Here is an 18,079-nt window from a genome sequence, read left to right as displayed (position 1 = left end):
AACCGAGGGCGGCTCAGCGGCAGACCGTACCCGCGGGCGGCACTTTTCCGTTCAGTAGATAGCCGTTCACCGCCCCCTGGACGCAGGGATTGCCGCTGTCGTAGGAACCGTGCCCCTGGCCGTGGTACGTGATCTCGGTGCCGACCCCCTCGCCCAGCGCCTTGGCCATCGCCCTGGCGCCCGCGTACGGGGTCGCCGGGTCACCGGTGTTGCCGACGATCAGGATCGGGGCGGAGCCCTTCGCGCTGACGTCGGGGGTGGACCACTGCCCCGGCACCGGCCACTTGGTGCAGCTCATCATTCCCCAGCCCAGGTACTCCCCGAAGACCGGCGACGCCTTGCGGAACTCGGGGAGCCTCGCCTGGGTCTGCGCCACCGTGTAGCGCTCCTTGGAGTCGGCGCAGTTGATGGCCACGTTGGCGGCCTGGAGATTGCTGTACCTGCCGTACTGGTCACGGCCGTTCATCGAGTCGGAGAGCGCGAGCAACAGAGCGCCGTTGCCGCCGTCGGCCTCGTCGAGCCCCTGTTCCAGATACGGCCAGAAGTCCTTCGAGTAGAGCGCCTGGGCGATGCCGTTGGTGGCCTGTGTCTGGGTCAGCTTGCGGTCGCCGATGCCCGCGATCGGCCGCTTGTCGAGCCGGGCGAGCAGCTTGGTGATGAACCCCTCGATCTCCTTCGGGGTGGTGCCGGGCAGTACGCAGGCGTCGCCGCGCGCGATGCAGTCCTTCTCGAAGTTGTCCAGCGCGAGCTGGAAGCCCTTCGCCTGGCCGAGCGAGCCCTGTTCGGAGTTCTGGGTCGGGTCGACGACGGCGTCGAAGACCGCCCGGCCGACGGACTTCGGATAGAGATGGGCGTAGACGCCGCCCAGTTCGGTGCCGTACGAGATGCCGAAGTAGTGGAGCTTGCTGTCGCCGAGGACCTGGCGCATCAGCTCCATGTCGCGGGCGGCGTTCGTCGTACCGACATACGGAAGTGTGTCGCCGGAGTTCCTCTCGCAGGCGGCGGCGAAGGTGGCGAGTCCATTGGTGAAGGTCTTCACCTGGGCGGGCGTGCTGGGGGTGGCGTCCTGGGCGAAGTAGGCGTCGAGCTGTCTGTCGCCCTCGCACTTCACGCCGTCGCTGTCGCCGACCCCGCGCGGGTCGAAGCTGACCAGGTCGTAGCGGGCGCGCAGCTTCTCGTAGTCCTGGGCGAAGGACGGCAGTCCTGTGATGCCGGAGCCGCCGGGGCCACCGAAGTTGAAGATGAGCGAGCCGATGCGCTGCTTCGTGTCGCGGGCCTTGGCCCGGATCAGCGCCAGATCGATCGTGTCGCCGTCCGGCTTGGCGTAGTCGAGCGGCGCCTTCATGTAGGAGCACTCCCACGTGGCGCCGCCGGGCAGCGGGGAGGGCGCCGTACCGCCGCCCTCCGCGACCGACGGGGCCTTGCACGCCTTCCAGGTCAGCCGCTGCGTCGCCAGATCCTTGGGCCTGTCCGTACTCCGGGTGTTCCCGCCGTGGGAGCTGCCCGGCGCGGAGGCGTCGCTGTTGTCGGAGCATCCCGTGACGGCCAGCAGGGCGGCGGCGGTGACAGCCGCCAGGGCCGGGACGCGCCGCGGGGAGAGGACGGACAGGGCGGCGGCGGGGGAGTGTGACATGCACCCATCGTGCGCCCCGGGGGCATGGGCCGCTCGGGGCCGCGGTCCATGCGGGTGGCGGCGGACAGGCGCCCCTTCGAAGACTCTTCCTCCAACTCCTACAACGCTCCCTTGCGCGTGAGGTGGCTGAAGCTCAGCCAGCCGGGCAGCACGGGCAGCCACAGTGTGAGCAGCCGGTAGAGCAGCACGGCGGGCGCGGCGACCTCCTTCGGCAGTCCGACCGCCAGCAGACCCAGCGTCAGCGCGCCCTCGACCGCGCCCACACCGCCCGGCGTCGGCGCGGCCGAGCCCAGCGCGTTGCCCGCCAGGAAGACCACCGCGATGCTCGCGTAGCTGAGCTGCTGGTTGCCGTTGTCGAACGCCCTGATCGAGGCGTCCAGACACATCACGAACACACCCGTCAGCAACAGCATCCCGCCGATGCCGGTGAGCAGCTTCATCGGCCGCTGGAGTACGTCGAGCATGCGGGGCACCACCCCGGCGAACAGCGAGCGCAGCCGCGTCACCAGGAACTTCCGCAGGAACGGGATCGCGGTCACGACCAGCACCAGCACCGCGACCGTCAGCAGACCCGCGATCACCGTCCGGGACGGGGTGAGCGATGTCGACTTCTCCGTACCGGTGAGATAGCCGAAGGACAGCAGCAGCAGGATGTGCGCGCCGAGCCCGAAGAGCTGTGACGCGCCGACACTGGCGACGGCGAGCCCCGGGCGTACCCCCGCGCGCTGGAGGAAGCGCGTGTTCAGCGCCACGCCACCGACCGCGGCGGGCGTGACGATCTTGACGAAGGAGCCGGCGACCTGCGCGACGACCGTGCGCCGGAAGGGCACCCGTTCCGGTACGAAGCCCAGCAGGCTCATCGCCGCCGCGACATAACTGAGCGCCGAGAACGCCACGGCAGCGGCCACCCAGCCCCAGTGCGCCCGGCCGATGACCGTGCCGAAGTCCACCTGCGTGATGGTGGTGAGCAGGAAGTACGCGGCGACGGCCCCGGCGATGAAGCTGAGCAGCGTACGGGGCTTGATGCGCTCCAGCCGGACCGGCTCGACCGGCGCCTGCGGTCGGATCCGCAGCACCTGCTTGCGCATCTGGGAGAGCAGATCCTCCTCGCGCGCCTCGTCGAGGGCCTCGTCTATGGCGCGCTTCTCCGCCTGCTTCTCCGCGCGCAGGGATCTCCGTACGGCCTTGCGGTCGCCGTCCACGGCGGCGGCCTCCGCCACCTTGGCGCGCTTGTTCGCCTCGGATGCCTGGAGCACGGCCTCGCGCTCGCGCTGCGACCGCTCACGGGCGAGCCTGCGCAGCGTCGCGCGCGTGGAGCGGCTGAGCGCGATCGGCTGGAGGAGCGGCAGACAGTCGGCGATGGCGTCGGGCCCCAGGACCTCGACCGCCGCGGCCACCGAGCGCTCCGCGCCCACCCGCAGCCCCATCGTCGTGAGCAACTGGGCGGTGTCCATCCGCAGGACCAGATCGCCCGCGGCGATCTCGCCGCCGCGCAGCTCGGTGAGGATCACCTTGCCGGAGCGGTCCACCAGAAGCGCGTCGCCGGTGAGCCTGCGGTGCGCGATACGCCGCGACTGGAGCGCCTTGACCTGGTGCCAGGCGCCCCGTACCAGCTCGTCGGTGATCTCCTCGTCCGGCAGCGAGTCCAGCGATCGGCCGCCCAGGTGCTCGTACACGAGCATGACGGCGTCGGGACCCAGCTCGGAGGTGGCGATCAGCTTGGGGGCGTTGGCCCCGGCGGCGATGGCCGCGTACGCGAGCAGCGCTTCCTGTTCGAGCGCCTGGCGCAGGGAGGGGATGGACCGGCGGGTGGTGATGGAGCGCAGTGTCAGCTGCCGCCAGACGCGGTAGAAGAAGCCTTGCGCCTGCTGTTCGCGGTCGACGACGGTGACATCGAGCGGTGGACCGTCCTCCAGGGAGACCAGATAACGGCGGCCCCGGTCGCCCTGCTCGGCGGAGTCGGCGGCATCCTCGGCGCGCATCGCGTTGACCGGACGGAAGCCGACATGGCGCAGACCCGCCATCAGAGTCTGCCCGGTGGGGCGTACGTTGGGCGAGCCGACGGTGTAGAGCGTGCCGTACGCGACGCTCCAGCCGATCAGTACGGTCAGGATGATCGAGAACGGTGTGGTGTAGCCCGCGACCAGCATCGCGAAGGCGTCGAGCAGCAGCACCACCCACAGCACGACCCGCCAGCGGGGTCTGCGCGCCATCCCGACGGCCGTCATATACGCGATGACAGGCGCCAGATAGCCATGGACGGGGTCGGTGAGCCCGGCGGCCCCCTGGGGGCGGGTCAGCGCGTCCTGGATCGACTCCGGGGCGGCCCGGGCGACCCAGAGATCGATGGCGAGGGTGACGCCGTGTGCCAGGACGGCGGCGAGCACCCCGTCCGCGATCCGTAGTCCGTCACGTTTGATCAGCCGCTCGATCGCGAAGGCGACCGGGACGAGCAGCACGGCGATGCTCGACACCAGGCCGGCCACCTTGACCATCAGGTCGGGTGCCTGGCCCGTGCCCTTGCTGATGTCCTGTTCCAGACCGGAGGTCGTGCCATGGGCGAAGGCGGAGAGGCCGAGGACGAGTGCGATGGCGAGGACGCCGATGAGCAGCCGGAGCAGATCGGAGGGGCGGTGGACACGGGCGGAGAGCAGCGGCTCGTCGCCGGAGACCCGGTCGGCGCGGGTGGCGCCGGTGGCGCCGGGCTCGCTGTCCGGTACGAGGCCGGGGCCGGGGCCCCGCCCCGGGCCAGGACCGGCGCCGGTGCCGGTCCCGTCCGCGTCCGGGCGCGACTCAGCGCCAGAGGTGGGCGTCGCCGCCGGAGGCCGCACGTCCCGCTCCTCTGTCGAATCCGTCTCTTCTTGATCTCGTATCACCAGTCACCGCCCGGATGATGGTGGCACGAGCCGCCGACAGACGGGGGCATCAGGGTGCATTGCGGGGACCGCGTGCGCGTGAGATGCGTCCCTTTGTGTGCGTACGTACACACGGTGACCGCGCGTACGCGCTCCGACGCACGGGCGATGCGGGGCCGCTCGGGCGGGCGGGGCCGCTGTCGGTGGGGTGCGGCAGGATGGACCGGATGAGGAGCGAGGAGTCCCGGAAGCCGACCGTGCCGGCGAGCGCCGAAGCGAGCGTGGACGCGATCGCGGGCGCGGGCGCGGAGGACGAGGCGGCGCGGCTGCCCGACTACGCGGAGCGCGTGCTGGACGTGGCCGAGCTGATCCCGCCCGGCCGGGTCATGACCTACGGCGATATCGCGGAGTGGCTCGGCGAGGGCGGACCGCGCCAGGTCGGCCGCGCCATGGCGCTCTACGGCGGCGCCGTGCCGTGGTGGCGCGTGGTCAGATCCGACGGCGTGCTGCTGCCGGGACACGAACTGAGCGCGCTCGACCACTACCGCGAGGAGGGCACGCCCCTGCGCGAGGCCGCCCGGAGCGCGGAGGGGCATGTGCCGCGCCTGGACATGAAGCGGGCGCGATGGGACGGCGCGGACACGGGCGAGGGGGCTCACATATGACAGCTTCCGCCCTTCGGGCGCCCGAAGGGCGGACCGCCGCCCCCGCGGCCGCCGGTGAGGACGACGGACCGGAGCGCATGCGCCCCGGTCGCCCGACGGCGTAGCGTCACCGGCACGCGCCACCCGTGCCCCGGCCGGGACACGGGCCCCTGTCAGCGCCCCCGGCACCATCACCACCAGCACCTTCTCCAGGACCGGCGAACCACGTGAGCTCCTCCTCTTCCACCGGGCGTACCCCGCACCGTCGGGTACGGCAGCGGACTCCGGGCGCATACCGACTGGTGCGTACCCCGCCGGTCCCGGTGGACCCTCCTTGGCTGGACGCAGCGCAGCGCGGGGTGGTTGACCACGAGACCGGACCGTTGCTTGTGCTGGCCGGTCCCGGTACGGGCAAGACCACGACGCTCGTGGAGTCGGTCGCCGCGCGGGTCGGCAGGGGCGTCGACCCCGAGCGGATCCTGGTGCTGACCTTCAGCCGCAAGGCCGCCGTGGAACTGCGCGACCGGATGGCGGTCAGACTCGGTGGCGGGCGCGGCCCGCAGGCGACCACCTTCCACTCCTTCTGCTACGCCCTGATCCGCGCCCATCAGGAGGCCGAACTTTTCACCGAGCCTCTGCGGCTGCTCTCCGGTCCCGAGCAGGACGTCGCCGTACGCGATCTCCTCGCGGGCCAGCTCGACCTGGAGCGCGCGGGGCGCGGGCGCGTCCGGTGGCCGGACGAACTGCGCGCGTGTCTGACCACGCGAGGCTTCGCCGACGAGGTACGGGCCGTGCTCGCCCGCAGCAGGGAACTGGGCCTGGGCCCCGACGCGCTGGCCGTCTTCGCGCGGCGCACGGGCCGTCCCGACTGGTCGGCCGCGGCGGCCTTCCTCGCCGAATATCTGGACAACCTGGATATGCAAGGGGTGCTCGACTACGCGGAACTGGTCCACCGGGCGGTACTGCTGGCGGCCCGCCCGGAGGTCGGGGCGCGGCTGACGGAGCGGTACGACGCGGTGTTCGTCGACGAGTACCAGGACACCGACCCGGCGCAGGTCCGGCTGTTGCGCGCGCTGGCGGGCGGGGGGCGCACGCTGGTCGCCTTCGGCGATCCCGACCAGTCGATCTACACGTTCCGGGGTGCCGATGTGAACGGCATCCTGGACTTCCCGTACGCCTTTCCCCGGCGGGACGGCCGGCCGGCTCCGGTGGAGGTCCTGACCGTCTCCCGGCGCTCCGGTGCTCGACTGCTGGCGGCGACCCGGCTGCTGACCCGCCGTATGCCGCTTCCCCGGCTGCCCGCGGAGAAGGTACGGGTCCACCGTGAGCCGACGGCGGTGCGCGAGGGCGGCACGATCGAGACGTACACGTTCCCGACGCCGTCGACGGAACTGGACAACATCGCGGACATCCTGCGCCGCGCGCATCTGGAGGACGGCATCGCGTGGCGCGACATGGCGGTGCTGGTGCGCGCGGGCGGCCGTACGATCCCGTCGATCCGACGGGCCCTGACCTCGGCGGGCGTTCCCCTGGAGATCGACGGCGACGATCTTCCCCTGCGCCATGAACCGGCGGTGGCCCCGCTGCTGACGGCGCTGCGCGCGGTGGCGGAGGCGGCGATCCGCCGGCCGCCGCGGTACGCGAAGGGCGTGGGTACGGCGGTGGTCGCCGCGGAGACGGTCGTGCCCGACGCACGGACCGGCGCGCAGACAGACACCGAGGCCGGCGCACGGACCGGCGCGCAGACCGACGCCGACGCCGAGGCCGACGGCGGGGTCGACGGCGGGGTCGACGGCGGGGCTCGGGTCGTCGAAGCGGCCGAGGCTCCTGCTTTCGTCGCTCCCGTCACCTCCTGGCTCGATGTCGAGACGGCTCTCGCCCTCCTCACCTCTCCCCTCGGCGGTATGGACGCGGCCGATCTGCGTCGGCTCGGGCGGGCGTTGCGCGACGAGGAGCGGGCCGGCGGCAACCGGCTGCCCGCCGCGTCGGACGCGCTGCTCGCGCGGGCGCTCGCGGAGCCCGAGCGGTTGGTGGCGCACGACCCCGCGTACGCCCGTGGCGCGCAGCGGCTCGGCGCGCTGCTGCGCAAGGCGCGCGAACTGCTCGAAGGCGGCGGCACCGCCGAGGAGGCCCTGTGGGAGCTGTGGGACGGCACGCCCTGGCCGGGCCGGCTCGAACGCTCCGCGCTGCGCGGCGGCGCGGGCGGCCGTAACGCCGACCGCGATCTCGATGCCGTGTGCGCCCTCTTCGACGCGGCCGCGCGCGCGGAGGAACGCACCGGCGGCCGGGGCGCGCTGAACTTCCTGGAAGAGCTCGACGCCCAGGACATCGCCGCCGACACGCTCAGCCGCAGGGCCGTACGCCCCGATGCCGTACGGCTGATGACGGCGCACCGCTCGAAGGGGCTCGAATGGCGCCTTGTCGTCGTCGCCGGTGTGCAGGAGGGGCTCTGGCCCGATCTGCGGCGGCGCGGCTCCCTCCTGGAGGCGGACAGGATCGGCCGCGACGGACTGGCCGAGCCCCTTTCCCCCGGCGCGCTCCTCACGGAGGAGCGCAGGCTGTTCTACGTGGCGGCGACCCGTGCCCGCGACCGGCTGGTCGTGACCGCCGTCAAGGCACCGGCCGACGACGGCGACCAGCCCTCCCGCTTCCTCACCGAACTCGGCGTGGAGCCCAGGGACATCACCGGCCGCCCCCGCCGCCCGCTCGCCGTCGCCGCGCTCGTCGCCGAACTGCGTGCCACCACGGTCGACCCGGAGGCGTCCCCGGCGCTCCGTGATGCCGCCGCCCGTCGGCTCGCCCGGCTCGCGGCGCTCAGCGACGAGGACGACCAGGCGCTCGTCCCGGCCGCGCATCCGCACCGCTGGTGGGGCCTGTACGAGCCGACTCACAGCACGGTCCCGCTGCGCGACCGTGACCAGCCCGTCGCGCTCTCCGGCAGCGCCCTCGACCAACTGGCGAACACCTGCGCGCTCCAGTGGTTTTTGGGACGCGAGGTGAAGGCGGACGCGCCCGCCACCGCCGCGCAGGGCTTCGGCAATGTCGTCCATGTCCTGGCGGACGAGGTGGCGTCCGGCCGTACCCCCGCCGATCTCGACGTCCTGATGGAGCGGCTGGACTCCGTATGGGACGCGCTCGCCTTCGACGCACCCTGGAAATCCCAGCAGGAGAAGACGCAGGCGAGGGTCGCGCTCGAACGCTTTCTGCGCTGGCATGTCATGGACCGCGGCCGTACGCCCGCCACCACGGAGCACGGATTCGACGTCACCCTCGAAGCGGGCGCGTACGAGGTGCGCGTCCGGGGCTCCATGGACCGGGTCGAGCAGGACGCGGAAGGCCGCGCCTATGTCGTCGACTTCAAGACCGGGAAGCAGGCCCCGACCAAGGACGAGGTCGCCCACCACCCCCAGCTCGCCGTCTACCAGCTGGCGGTGCGCGAAGGCGCGCTGGACGAGCTCTTCGACGGCCGCCGCCCGGAGCCGGGCGGCGCGGAACTCGTCCAACTGCGCCAGGCCGCGCCGAAGAAGGAGGGCGGCGAGGAACTTCCCAAGATCCAGGCACAGGAGCCACTGGCGGGGGAGTGGGTGGGTGAACTCCTGACGACGGCGGCCGGCCGCGTACTCGACGAACGCTTCACCCCGACCACGGGCCAGCACTGCGGCCACTGTGCGTTCCGCGCGTCGTGCAGCGCGCAGCCGGAGGGGCAGCAGGTCGTGGAATGAGATCGAGGTCGGCCGCGTCACCGGGGGCCGCCTCACTTGGGGCCGCGTCACCTGGGGCCGCCTCACCGGGGGCCGCGTCACCTGAGGCCACGCGCGAGGCCGCCCCACCCCGTTGTCAGAGGTGGCCGATAGCCTCCCTGAGGTGTCCGTACATCTCACCGATCCCGAGCAGCTCAAGGAGCTTCTGGGGATTCCCTTCACCCCGGAGCAGACGGCCTGCATCACCGCGCCGCCGGCCCCGCAGGTCATCGTGGCCGGAGCCGGTTCCGGGAAGACGACGGTGATGGCCGCCCGGGTGGTGTGGCTGGTGGGCAGCGGACAGGTCGCCCCCGAGCAGGTCCTCGGGCTGACGTTCACCAACAAGGCGGCCGGTGAGCTGGCCGAGCGGGTGCGCAAGGCGCTCGTACGGGCCGGGGTCACCGACCCCGACGCCATCGACCCCGAGCACCCTCCCGGCGAGCCCAGCATCTCCACGTACCACGCCTTCGCGGGCCGGCTGCTCACCGACCACGGCCTGCGGATCGGTCTGGAGCCCACCGCCCGGCTGCTCGCGGACGCCACCCGCTTCCAGCTCGCCGCGCGGGTGCTGCGGGACGCGCCTGGACCGTATCCCGCCCTGACCAAGACGCTTCCCGCGCTGGTCAGCGATCTGCTGGCGCTCGACGCCGAGTTGGCCGAGCATCTGGTCGGGCCCGCCCGGCTCGGCGCGTACGACACCGACCTGCTGCGCACCCTGGAGAGCGCGAGGCTCAGCAACGCCGAGCTGCGCAAGGTCCCCGAGACCGCCGTCGCCCGTGCCGAACTGCTCGAACTGGTCGGGCGCTACCGCGCCGCCAAGAGCGCCCGTGACGTCCTCGACTTCGGCGACCAGATCGCCCTCTCCGCCCAACTCGCCACCACCAGACCCGAGGTCGGCGCCCTCCTCCGGGAGGAGTTCCGGGTCGTCCTGCTCGATGAGTACCAGGACACATCGGTCGCGCAGCGGCTCCTGCTCTCCGGGCTCTTCGGCGGCGGCACGGGACACGCGGTCACCGCCGTCGGCGACCCCTGTCAGGCGATCTATGGCTGGCGCGGCGCCTCCGTCGCCAATCTGGACGACTTCCCCGCCCACTTCCCGTACGGCGACGGCCGCCCGGCCGCCCGCTTCTCCCTCAGCGAGAACCGCCGCAGCGGCGGCCGTCTCCTGGACCTCGCCAACGGCCTCGCGGCACCGCTGCGCGCGATGCACGAGGGCGTGGAGGCGCTGCGGCCCGCGCCCGGCGCCGAGCGCGACGGCGGGGTGCGCTGCGCGCTGCTGCGTACGCACGCGGAGGAGATCGACTGGCTCGCGGACTCGATCGCCCATCTGGTGCGTACGGGCAAGGAGCCCGCGGAGATCGCCGTGCTGTGCCGTACGGCCGGGGACTTCCCGCGGATCCAGGGCGCCCTGGTGGCCCGTGATGTGCCCGTCGAGGTCGTCGGCCTCTCCGGGCTGCTCCATCTTCCCGAGGTGGCCGACCTCGTGGCGATGTGCGAGGTCCTTCAGGACCCGGGCGCCAATGCCTCCCTCGTACGGCTGCTCACCGGACCTCGCTGGCGCATCGGTCCGCGTGATCTGGCGCTGCTCGGCCGCCGGGCCCGGCTGCTGGTCCACCGGGGTACGGGCCCCGACGGGGACGACGATCCCGACGCGCGGCTGGCCGCGGCGGTCGAGGGCACCGACCCCGCCGAGGTGGTCTCGCTCGCCGACGCCCTGGACACCTTCCTGGAGTCGGCGGGCGCGCCGGAGGACGGACTGCCCTTCTCGGCCTCCGCCAGGGTCCGGTTCGCGCGGCTCGCCACCGAACTGCGCGAGCTGCGCCGTTCGCTCGCCGACCCCCTGATGGATGTCCTGCACCGGGTCCTGGCCACGACCGGCCTTGAGGTCGAGCTCTCCGCCTCCCCGCACGCGCTGGCCGCCCGCCGCCGGGAGACGCTGGGCAACTTCCTCGACATCGCCGCGTCGTTCGCGGCGCTGGACGGTGAGGCGGGGCTGCTGGCCTTCCTGGGGTTCCTGCGTACGGCAGCGCAGTACGAGAAGGGCCTGGACAACGCGCTGCCCGGCGGCGAGAACACGGTAAAGGTCCTCACCGCCCACAAGTCCAAGGGCCTGGAGTGGGACGTCGTCGCCGTGCCGGGGCTGGTCGCCGGGCAGTTCCCCAACACCAAGGCGCGCGAGGCCTGGACGTCCCAGCCGAAGGTCCTTCCGCACGCGCTGCGCGGCGACGCGCCGACCCTGCCGGAGATCACGTCCTGGGACGCGAAGGGGCTCAAGTCCTTCAAGGAGGCCATGAAGGCGCATCAGCACACCGAAGAACTGCGCCTCGGTTATGTCACCTTCACCCGCCCGCGCTCGCTGCTGCTCGGCTCGGGCCACTGGTGGGGGCCCACGCAGAAGCGCCCGAGGGGTCCGTCCGATTTCCTGCACGCGCTGTACGACCACTGCGCGGCGGGTTTCGGCGAGATCGAGGTGTGGGCGGACGAACCTGAGGAGTCGGAGGACAACCCCGCCCTGTGGACGGAGGGGGTGTCCCACGCCTGGCCGCTTCCGTTGGACGGGCCGTCCCTGACCCGTCGGCGCGCGGCGGCGGACACGGTGCTGGCGTATCTGGAGGAGCTGGGGAGCGACGGAGAGGGGCCGTCCGACTCGATCGACGAGCCGGACGATCCGGCGCTGTACGTTCCGGATCCGGATGTTCCGGATCCGGACGATCCCGAGCGGTACGTCGCGGATCTCGCCGAGCCGTTCGACGGGGATCCGCCGGACGCGGACGGGGATCTGTCCGACTGGGACGCCTGGACGACCGCTCCCGCCGCCGTACCCACGGGCGCGGAACCCGCCGCCGCCGTACCCACGGCCGCCGAATCCACTGCTGCCGTCCCTTCCGTCGCCGTCCCCGGCCCCCGGCGGCCCGAGGAGACCTCCCCCGACCGCCCCCGCCTCACCCCGGAAGAGATCCGCACCCTCGCCTCCTGGGACCGCGATCTCGACGCCCTCGCCGGTGAGCTGCGCCGTGCACGCACCACCGTCCGCGATGTCCCCGTACCGCCGTCGCTCTCCGCCTCCCAGCTGCTGCGGCTCGCCGCCGACCCCGACGGCTTCGCCCATGAGCTGGCCCGGCCCATGCCGCGCCGGCCGCGGCCCGCAGCCCGCAGGGGTACACGCTTCCACGCCTGGGTGGAGTCGCGGTTCGAGGAACTGCCGCTCCCGATGCTCGGCCCCGACGAACTGCCCGGTGGTGAGGACGACGAGCCGGAGATCGCGGACGAACGTGATCTGGCCGCGCTCAAGGAAGCGTTCGAGCTCACGCCGTACGCCCGGCGCACGCCGTACCGCGTGGAGGCGTCGTTCCAGCTCACCCTCGCCGGCCGGGTGATCCGGGGCCGTATCGACGCCGTCTACCGCGATGTCACGACCGACCCCGAGACCGGCGCGGAGACCTTCTCCTACGAGATCGTCGACTGGAAGACCGGTCGCGCCGGGACCGCGGACCCCCTCCAGCTCGCCGTCTACCGGCTGGCCTGGGCCGAGCGGCACGGCCTCCCGCCGGCCGCCGTCACGGCGACCTTCCTGTATGTCAGGACAGGGGAGGTCGTCCGCCCCGAACGCCTCCCCGGCCGCCCGGAGCTGGAGCGGCTTCTCACCGAGGCCCCGGACGGCCCGGACGGCCCGGACGGCGTGAATGGCCCGGAGGGGAGGGCCCCGGAAGGTATGCACGAGACCGGGGACACACCCACGGAAGAGCGATCCTCACAACCGGCAGACGGGACCACGCTCTGAGCCCGTTAGGCTCGACATCATGAGCGACACCCCGGACAGCGTCGTCCGTACGTACATCCAGACCCACCGCCCCGCCTTCCTCGCCGACTGGCTGCGCATCCCCTCCGTATCCGCCCACCCCGACCACGACGCTGACGTGCGGCGCAGTGCCGACTGGCTCGCCGCGAAGCTCAAGGAGACCGGGTTTCCGGTCACCGAGATCTGGGACACCCCGGGCGCCCCCGCCGTTTTCGCGGAGTGGCCCTCCGAGGATCCGGACGCCCCGACCGTGCTGGTCTACGGCCACCACGACGTCCAGCCCGCCGCCCGCGAGGACGGCTGGCACACCGACCCCTTCGAGCCGGTCGTACGGGACGGCCGGATGTACGCGCGCGGCGCCGCCGACGACAAGGGGCAGGTCTTCTTCCACACACTCGGCGTACGCGCGCATCTCGCCGCCACCGGCCGCACCACACCCGCGGTCCACCTCAAGCTCCTCGTCGAGGGCGAGGAGGAATCGGGCTCCCCGCACTTCCGGGCGCTGGCCGAGGAGCGGGCGGGCCGCCTCGCCGCCGATGTCGTGATCGTCTCGGACACGGGCATGTGGTCGGAGAACACCCCGACCGTCTGCACGGGTATGCGCGGACTCGCCGACTGCGAGATCGAGCTGTACGGCCCCGACCAGGACATCCATTCCGGGTCCTTCGGCGGAGCCGTCCCGAACCCGGCCACCGTCGCCGCTCGCCTCGTCGCCGCCCTGCACGACGAGGACGAGCGCGTCACGGTCCCCGGCTTCTACGACGGTGTGGCCGAGCTGACCGAGGCCGAGCGCGCCCTGATCGCGGAGCTGCCGTTCGACGAGGAGGAGTGGCTGCGTACGGCGAAGTCGCACGGCACGCTCGGCGAGACGGGATTCTCCACCCTGGAACGGGTCTGGGCCCGCCCGACCGCCGAGGTCAACGGCATCGGCGGGGGCTACCAGGGCCCCGGCGGCAAGACGATCATTCCGTCCTCCGCCCAACTGAAGCTCTCGTTCCGGCTGGTCGCGGGCCAGGACCCGGACCATGTCGAGCGCTCCGTACGCGACTGGGCCGCGGCCAGGATCCCGGCCGGCATCCGGCACAAGATCAGCTTCGGCGCGGCCACGCGTCCCTGTCTGACCCCGCTGGACCACCCCGCCCTCCAGTCCCTCGTCCGGGCCATGGGCCGCGCCTTCGACCAGAAGATCCGGTTCACCAGGGAGGGCGGTTCGGGACCGGCCGCCGACCTCCAGGACGTGCTCGGTGCCCCGGTGCTCTTCCTGGGCATCTCCGTACCGTCCGACGGCTGGCACGCGCCGAACGAGAAGGTGGAGCTCGACCTGCTTCTCAAAGGTGCGGAGACCACCGCCCACCTCTGGACCGAGCTGGGCGCCCCCAGGGGGGACTCTCGCCGCACGACGTAGGCCCGCCGCACACTCCGCTGATCAGAAACCCAATCCATCCGGGGGAGTTGGAAGTACCTGTGAGCACCATCAGCAGTGACGCCACCGCACACCGACCCATCGGCCTCACCGCCCCCAGCGGTATCGACCGCGCGGCGCACCACCGTCTCGACGAGGCCTGGCTGGCGGCTGCCTGGAGCCATCCCACGACCCGCGTCTTCGTGGTGTCGGGCGGCCAGGTGCTGATCGACGACACCCCTGACGGGCGTACCGAACTGGTCATGACCCCGTCCTTCGAGGCGCCCCTGACCGAGACCCACCGCTACTTCCTCGGTACGGACCGGGAGGGCGTGCGCTACTTCGCGCTCCAGAAGGACTCGCTTCCGGGGCGGATGGACCAGTCGGCGCGGCCTGCCGGGCTGCGCGAGGCCGGGATGCTGCTCTCCCCGCGCGACGCGGGCCTGATGGCGCACGCGGTGGCGCTGGAGAACTGGCAGCGGCTGCACCGCTTCTGCTCCCGTTGCGGTGAGCGCACCGTGATCGCGGCGGCCGGCCATATCCGGCGCTGCCCGGCCTGCGGCGCCGAGCACTACCCCCGTACCGACCCCGCGGTGATCATGCTCGTCACCGACGAGGACGACCGCGCGCTGCTGGGCCGCCAGGTCCACTGGCCCGAGGGCCGCTTCTCCACGCTGGCGGGATTCGTGGAGCCCGGCGAGTCGATCGAGACGTCGGTGGCCCGCGAGGTCTTCGAGGAGGCGGGCATCACCGTCGGCGAGGTCGAGTACATCGCCAGCCAGCCATGGCCGTTCCCGTCGAGTCTGATGCTCGGCTTCATGGCCCGCGCCACCTCGTCCGACATCACGGTGGACGGCGAGGAGATCGAGGAGGCCCGCTGGTTCTCCCGGGAGGATCTGCGGAACGCCATCGAGACGGGCGAGATCCTTCCCCCGGCCGGTATCTCGATCGCCGCGCGCCTGGTGGAACTCTGGTACGGCAAGCCTCTGCCGAGGCCTCTGCCGAAGCCGCAGCGTCAGCCCTGAGCACGCGCCTGCCCGTACCGCCGGTCACCGGTCAGCGACGACAGAGCCCCCGCGGACAGCGGTCCGGCGGGGGCTCGTGTCGACAGCGGTTCCGCGGGGGCTCGTGTCGTGCACGGGCCGTGTCCTCAGACGCCGACCTTCTGCTTGACCTGCGCCAGCGAGGGGTTCGTCAGCGTGGAGCCGTCGGGGAACAGCACGGTCGGCACTGTCTGGTTGCCGCCGTTCGCCTTCTCGACGAAGGCCGCCGACTCCGGGTCCTGCTCGATGTTGATCTCGGTGTACGCGATGCCCTCACGGTCCATCTGGCCCTTGAGTCGACGGCAATATCCGCACCACGTGGTGCTGTACATCGTCACAGTGCCCGGCATGTCCTTCGGCTCCTCTGCCTCGATATCTCGGAGGGTCCCGCTGAATGCGTCGCCCGCACCCTGTCGAACGCGCGTGACCCGGCCACCATTCCCCTGCGTCTCACCCACAGGTGTCCCGTAGGTCTCCCATGCGTCGCAAGGCCCTCCACAGGACCGGTCGTACGAACGCATCGGTACGACCGGTATGCCACCCCTGTGGACAACCGCCGCACCAGTCCCGGGAGACCTGGCAGCATGGCGGGGTGACAGCAGCAACGCACTCCCCACTGTTCCCGCGGGAATCCGGCGGCGGCCAGATCGTGACCCCGCCGCGCGACGCCGACGCGGTGCTCGACGGGCTCGACCCCGAGCAGCGCGAGGTGGCGACGGCCCTGCACGGTCCGGTGTGTGTGCTGGCCGGCGCGGGCACGGGCAAGACCCGCGCGATCACGCACCGGATCGCGTACGGCGTGCGCGCGGGGATCCTCCAGCCCGCCAGCGTGCTGGCCGTCACCTTCACCAACCGCGCCGCCGGGGAGATGCGGGGCCGGCTGCGCCAGCTCGGCGCGGGCGGGGTGCAGGCGCGCACGTTCCACTCGGCGGCGCTGCGCCAGCTCCAGTTCTTCTGGCCCAAGGCGGTCGGCGGCGAGCTGCCGCGGCTGCTGGACCGCAAGGTGCAGCTGGTCGCCGAGGCCGCGGCCCGCTGCCGGATCCGGCTCGACCGCAATGAACTGCGCGATGTCACCGGTGAGATCGAGTGGGCGAAGGTCACCCAGACCGTGCCGGCCGACTATCCGGCCGCCGTGGCCAAGTCCTCCCGCGAGGCCCCGCGCGACGCGGCCGAGATCGGCCAGATCTATGGGATGTACGAGCAGCTGAAGCGTGAGCGCTCGGTGATCGATTTCGAGGACGTCCTGCTGCTCACGGTCGGCATCCTCCAGGACCGCCATGACATCGCCGACCAGATCCGCCGTCAGTACCAGCACTTCGTGGTGGACGAGTACCAGGACGTCAGCCCCCTCCAGCAGCGACTGCTCGACCTGTGGCTGGGGGACCGGGAGAGCCTGTGTGTGGTCGGAGACGCCAGCCAGACCATCTACTCCTTCACCGGCGCCACCCCCGACCATCTGCTGAACTTCCGCACCCGGCATCCGGGCGCCACCGTCGTGAAGCTGGTCCGTGACTACCGCTCCACCCCCCAGGTGGTGCATCTCGCCAATGGCCTGCTCAACCAGGCGCGCGGCCGGGCCGCCGAGCACCGACTCGAACTGATCTCGCAGCGCGAGCCGGGCCCCGAGCCGGTCCGCACGGAGTACGCGGACGAGCCCGCCGAGGCCGAGGGCACCGCCCGCCGCATCCGCGATCTGATCGCCGCGGGCGTCCCGGCCGGCGAGATCGCGGTGCTGTACCGGATCAACGCCCAGTCGGAGGTCTATGAACAGGCCCTCGCCGACGCGGGCGTGCCCTACCAGCTGCGCGGCGCCGAGCGGTTCTTCGAGCGCCAGGAGGTACGGGAAGCGGGCGCCGCGCTGCGCGGCGCGGCCCGCTTCGGGGGCAACGACTCCCTGCTCGACGATGTGGTCGAGCTGCCGTCGCAGGTGCGGGCGGTGCTCTCCACGAAGGGCTGGACCACCGAACCTCCCGCGGGCTCCGGCGCGGTCCGTGACCGCTGGGAGTCGCTGGCCGCCCTCGTCCGGCTCGCCGAGGACTTCGTACGGGCCAAGCCGTCGGCGACGCTCGCCGATCTGGTGGCCGAGCTGGACGAGCGCGCGGCCGCGCAGCACGCGCCGACCGTGCAGGGTGTCACGCTCGCCTCGCTGCACGCGGCGAAGGGCCTGGAGTGGGACGCGGTGTTCCTGGTCGGTCTCACCGAGGGCATGATGCCGATCACCTACGCCAAGACCGACGAGCAGATCGAGGAGGAGCGCCGGCTCCTCTATGTCGGTGTCACGCGGGCGCGCTCGCATCTCTCCCTCTCCTGGGCGCTCTCCCGCTCTCCCGGCGGCCGGGCCTCCCGGCGGGCCACCCGTTTTCTCCAGGGGCTGCGTCCGGGCTCCGTGGCATCGGCTGCCCGGGGCGCGAGGGCGGGGGCCGGCGCGGGCGGGAGCGGGGCCGTGGAGCGCACGGGCACCTCCCCGCGCAAGCGGCGCGGCCCGGTGCTGTGCCGGGTCTGCGGCAAGACGCTCACGGACGCGGGCGAGATGAAGCTGATGCGCTGCGAGGACTGTCCTTCGGACATGGACGAGGCGTTGTACGAGCGGCTGCGCGACTGGCGCGCCGGCCAGGCACAGCGGCTGAGCCAGCCCGCCTTTTGTGTGTTCACCGACAAGACACTGATGGCGATCGCCGAGGCGGTGCCCGCGAGCGCGGGCGAGCTGGCCGGGATCGCCGGTGTCGGCAGCCGCAAGTTGGACCGGTTCGGAGCCGATGTGCTGGCCATCTGCGCAGGTGAGGAGCGCGCGGAAGCCGATCGGGACAGCTGAGGCAAACTCGACCCAAAAATAGTTTGCGCCCGCCCCGGGAATCCCCATAGGTTCTTAACCACGGAAACAACGGCTTCTCCGAAGCCCTGTTACCGTGCTCTACTTGTCCGCATACGTGTGACGGGCCTTCGGGCCGGTCCTTGAGACGCCG

9 protein-coding genes are annotated in these 18,079 nt (G+C 72.2%); 6 read left to right on the top strand and 3 right to left on the bottom strand.

What is annotated here, in order from left to right:
- Positions 1–13 precede the first annotated feature (13 nt).
- Together ABTZ59_RS07175 and ABTZ59_RS07170 are read right to left on the bottom strand one after the other, a co-directional pair.
- Positions 14–1,633 (bottom strand): alpha/beta hydrolase, encoded by a 1,620-nt coding sequence (locus ABTZ59_RS07175; protein WP_351392004.1) that lies wholly within the window; start codon positions 1,631–1,633, stop codon positions 14–16.
- A gap of 98 nt (positions 1,634–1,731) precedes the next feature.
- A complete protein-coding gene (locus ABTZ59_RS07170) occupies positions 1,732–4,464 on the bottom strand; it encodes a lysylphosphatidylglycerol synthase domain-containing protein (RefSeq protein ID WP_351392001.1) in 2,733 nt (910 codons plus the stop codon).
- Positions 4,465–4,715: 251 nt separating this feature from the next.
- On the opposite strand from ABTZ59_RS07170, the gene ABTZ59_RS07165 reads away from it, so the two are divergent.
- The 5 genes from ABTZ59_RS07165 to nudC all read left to right on the top strand — a co-directional run bounded on the left by ABTZ59_RS07165 (position 4,716) and on the right by nudC (position 15,098).
- Positions 4,716–5,153, top strand: coding sequence for an MGMT family protein (locus tag ABTZ59_RS07165; RefSeq protein ID WP_351391998.1), 438 nt, complete (start codon positions 4,716–4,718; stop codon positions 5,151–5,153).
- A 206-nt stretch (positions 5,154–5,359) separates the two neighbouring features.
- Positions 5,360–8,854 (top strand): ATP-dependent helicase, encoded by a 3,495-nt coding sequence (locus tag ABTZ59_RS07160; protein WP_351391995.1) that lies wholly within the window; start codon positions 5,360–5,362, stop codon positions 8,852–8,854.
- 142 nt (positions 8,855–8,996) lie between these two features.
- A complete protein-coding gene (locus ABTZ59_RS07155) occupies positions 8,997–12,653 on the top strand; it encodes an ATP-dependent helicase (protein WP_351391992.1) in 3,657 nt (1,218 codons plus the stop codon).
- 19 nt (positions 12,654–12,672) lie between these two features.
- On the top strand, positions 12,673–14,076 hold the full coding sequence (locus ABTZ59_RS07150; RefSeq protein WP_351391989.1) for a dipeptidase: 1,404 nt from the start codon (positions 12,673–12,675) through the stop codon (positions 14,074–14,076).
- Positions 14,077–14,135: 59 nt separating this feature from the next.
- Positions 14,136–15,098, top strand: a complete 963-nt coding sequence (gene nudC / locus ABTZ59_RS07145; protein ID WP_351391985.1) for an NAD(+) diphosphatase — start codon at positions 14,136–14,138, stop codon at positions 15,096–15,098.
- A gap of 125 nt (positions 15,099–15,223) precedes the next feature.
- Here the strand turns inward: nudC and ABTZ59_RS07140 are convergent, their stop codons facing one another.
- Positions 15,224–15,466, bottom strand: coding sequence for a mycoredoxin (locus ABTZ59_RS07140; RefSeq protein WP_249954276.1), 243 nt, complete (start codon positions 15,464–15,466; stop codon positions 15,224–15,226).
- Between the two features lie 242 nt (positions 15,467–15,708).
- Between ABTZ59_RS07140 and ABTZ59_RS07135 the strand changes: the two genes are divergently transcribed.
- Entirely contained in the window at positions 15,709–17,928 is a 2,220-nt protein-coding gene (locus ABTZ59_RS07135; RefSeq protein WP_503002265.1) for an ATP-dependent DNA helicase UvrD2, read from the top strand.
- The last annotated feature ends 151 nt before the right edge of the window (positions 17,929–18,079 follow it).

The organism is Streptomyces sp. NPDC094034, assembly GCF_040303865.1.
In the GTDB taxonomy this organism is placed as follows: Bacteria; Actinomycetota; Actinomycetes; order Streptomycetales; family Streptomycetaceae; genus Streptomyces.
This window is presented reverse-complemented; position numbering and strand designations above follow the sequence as displayed.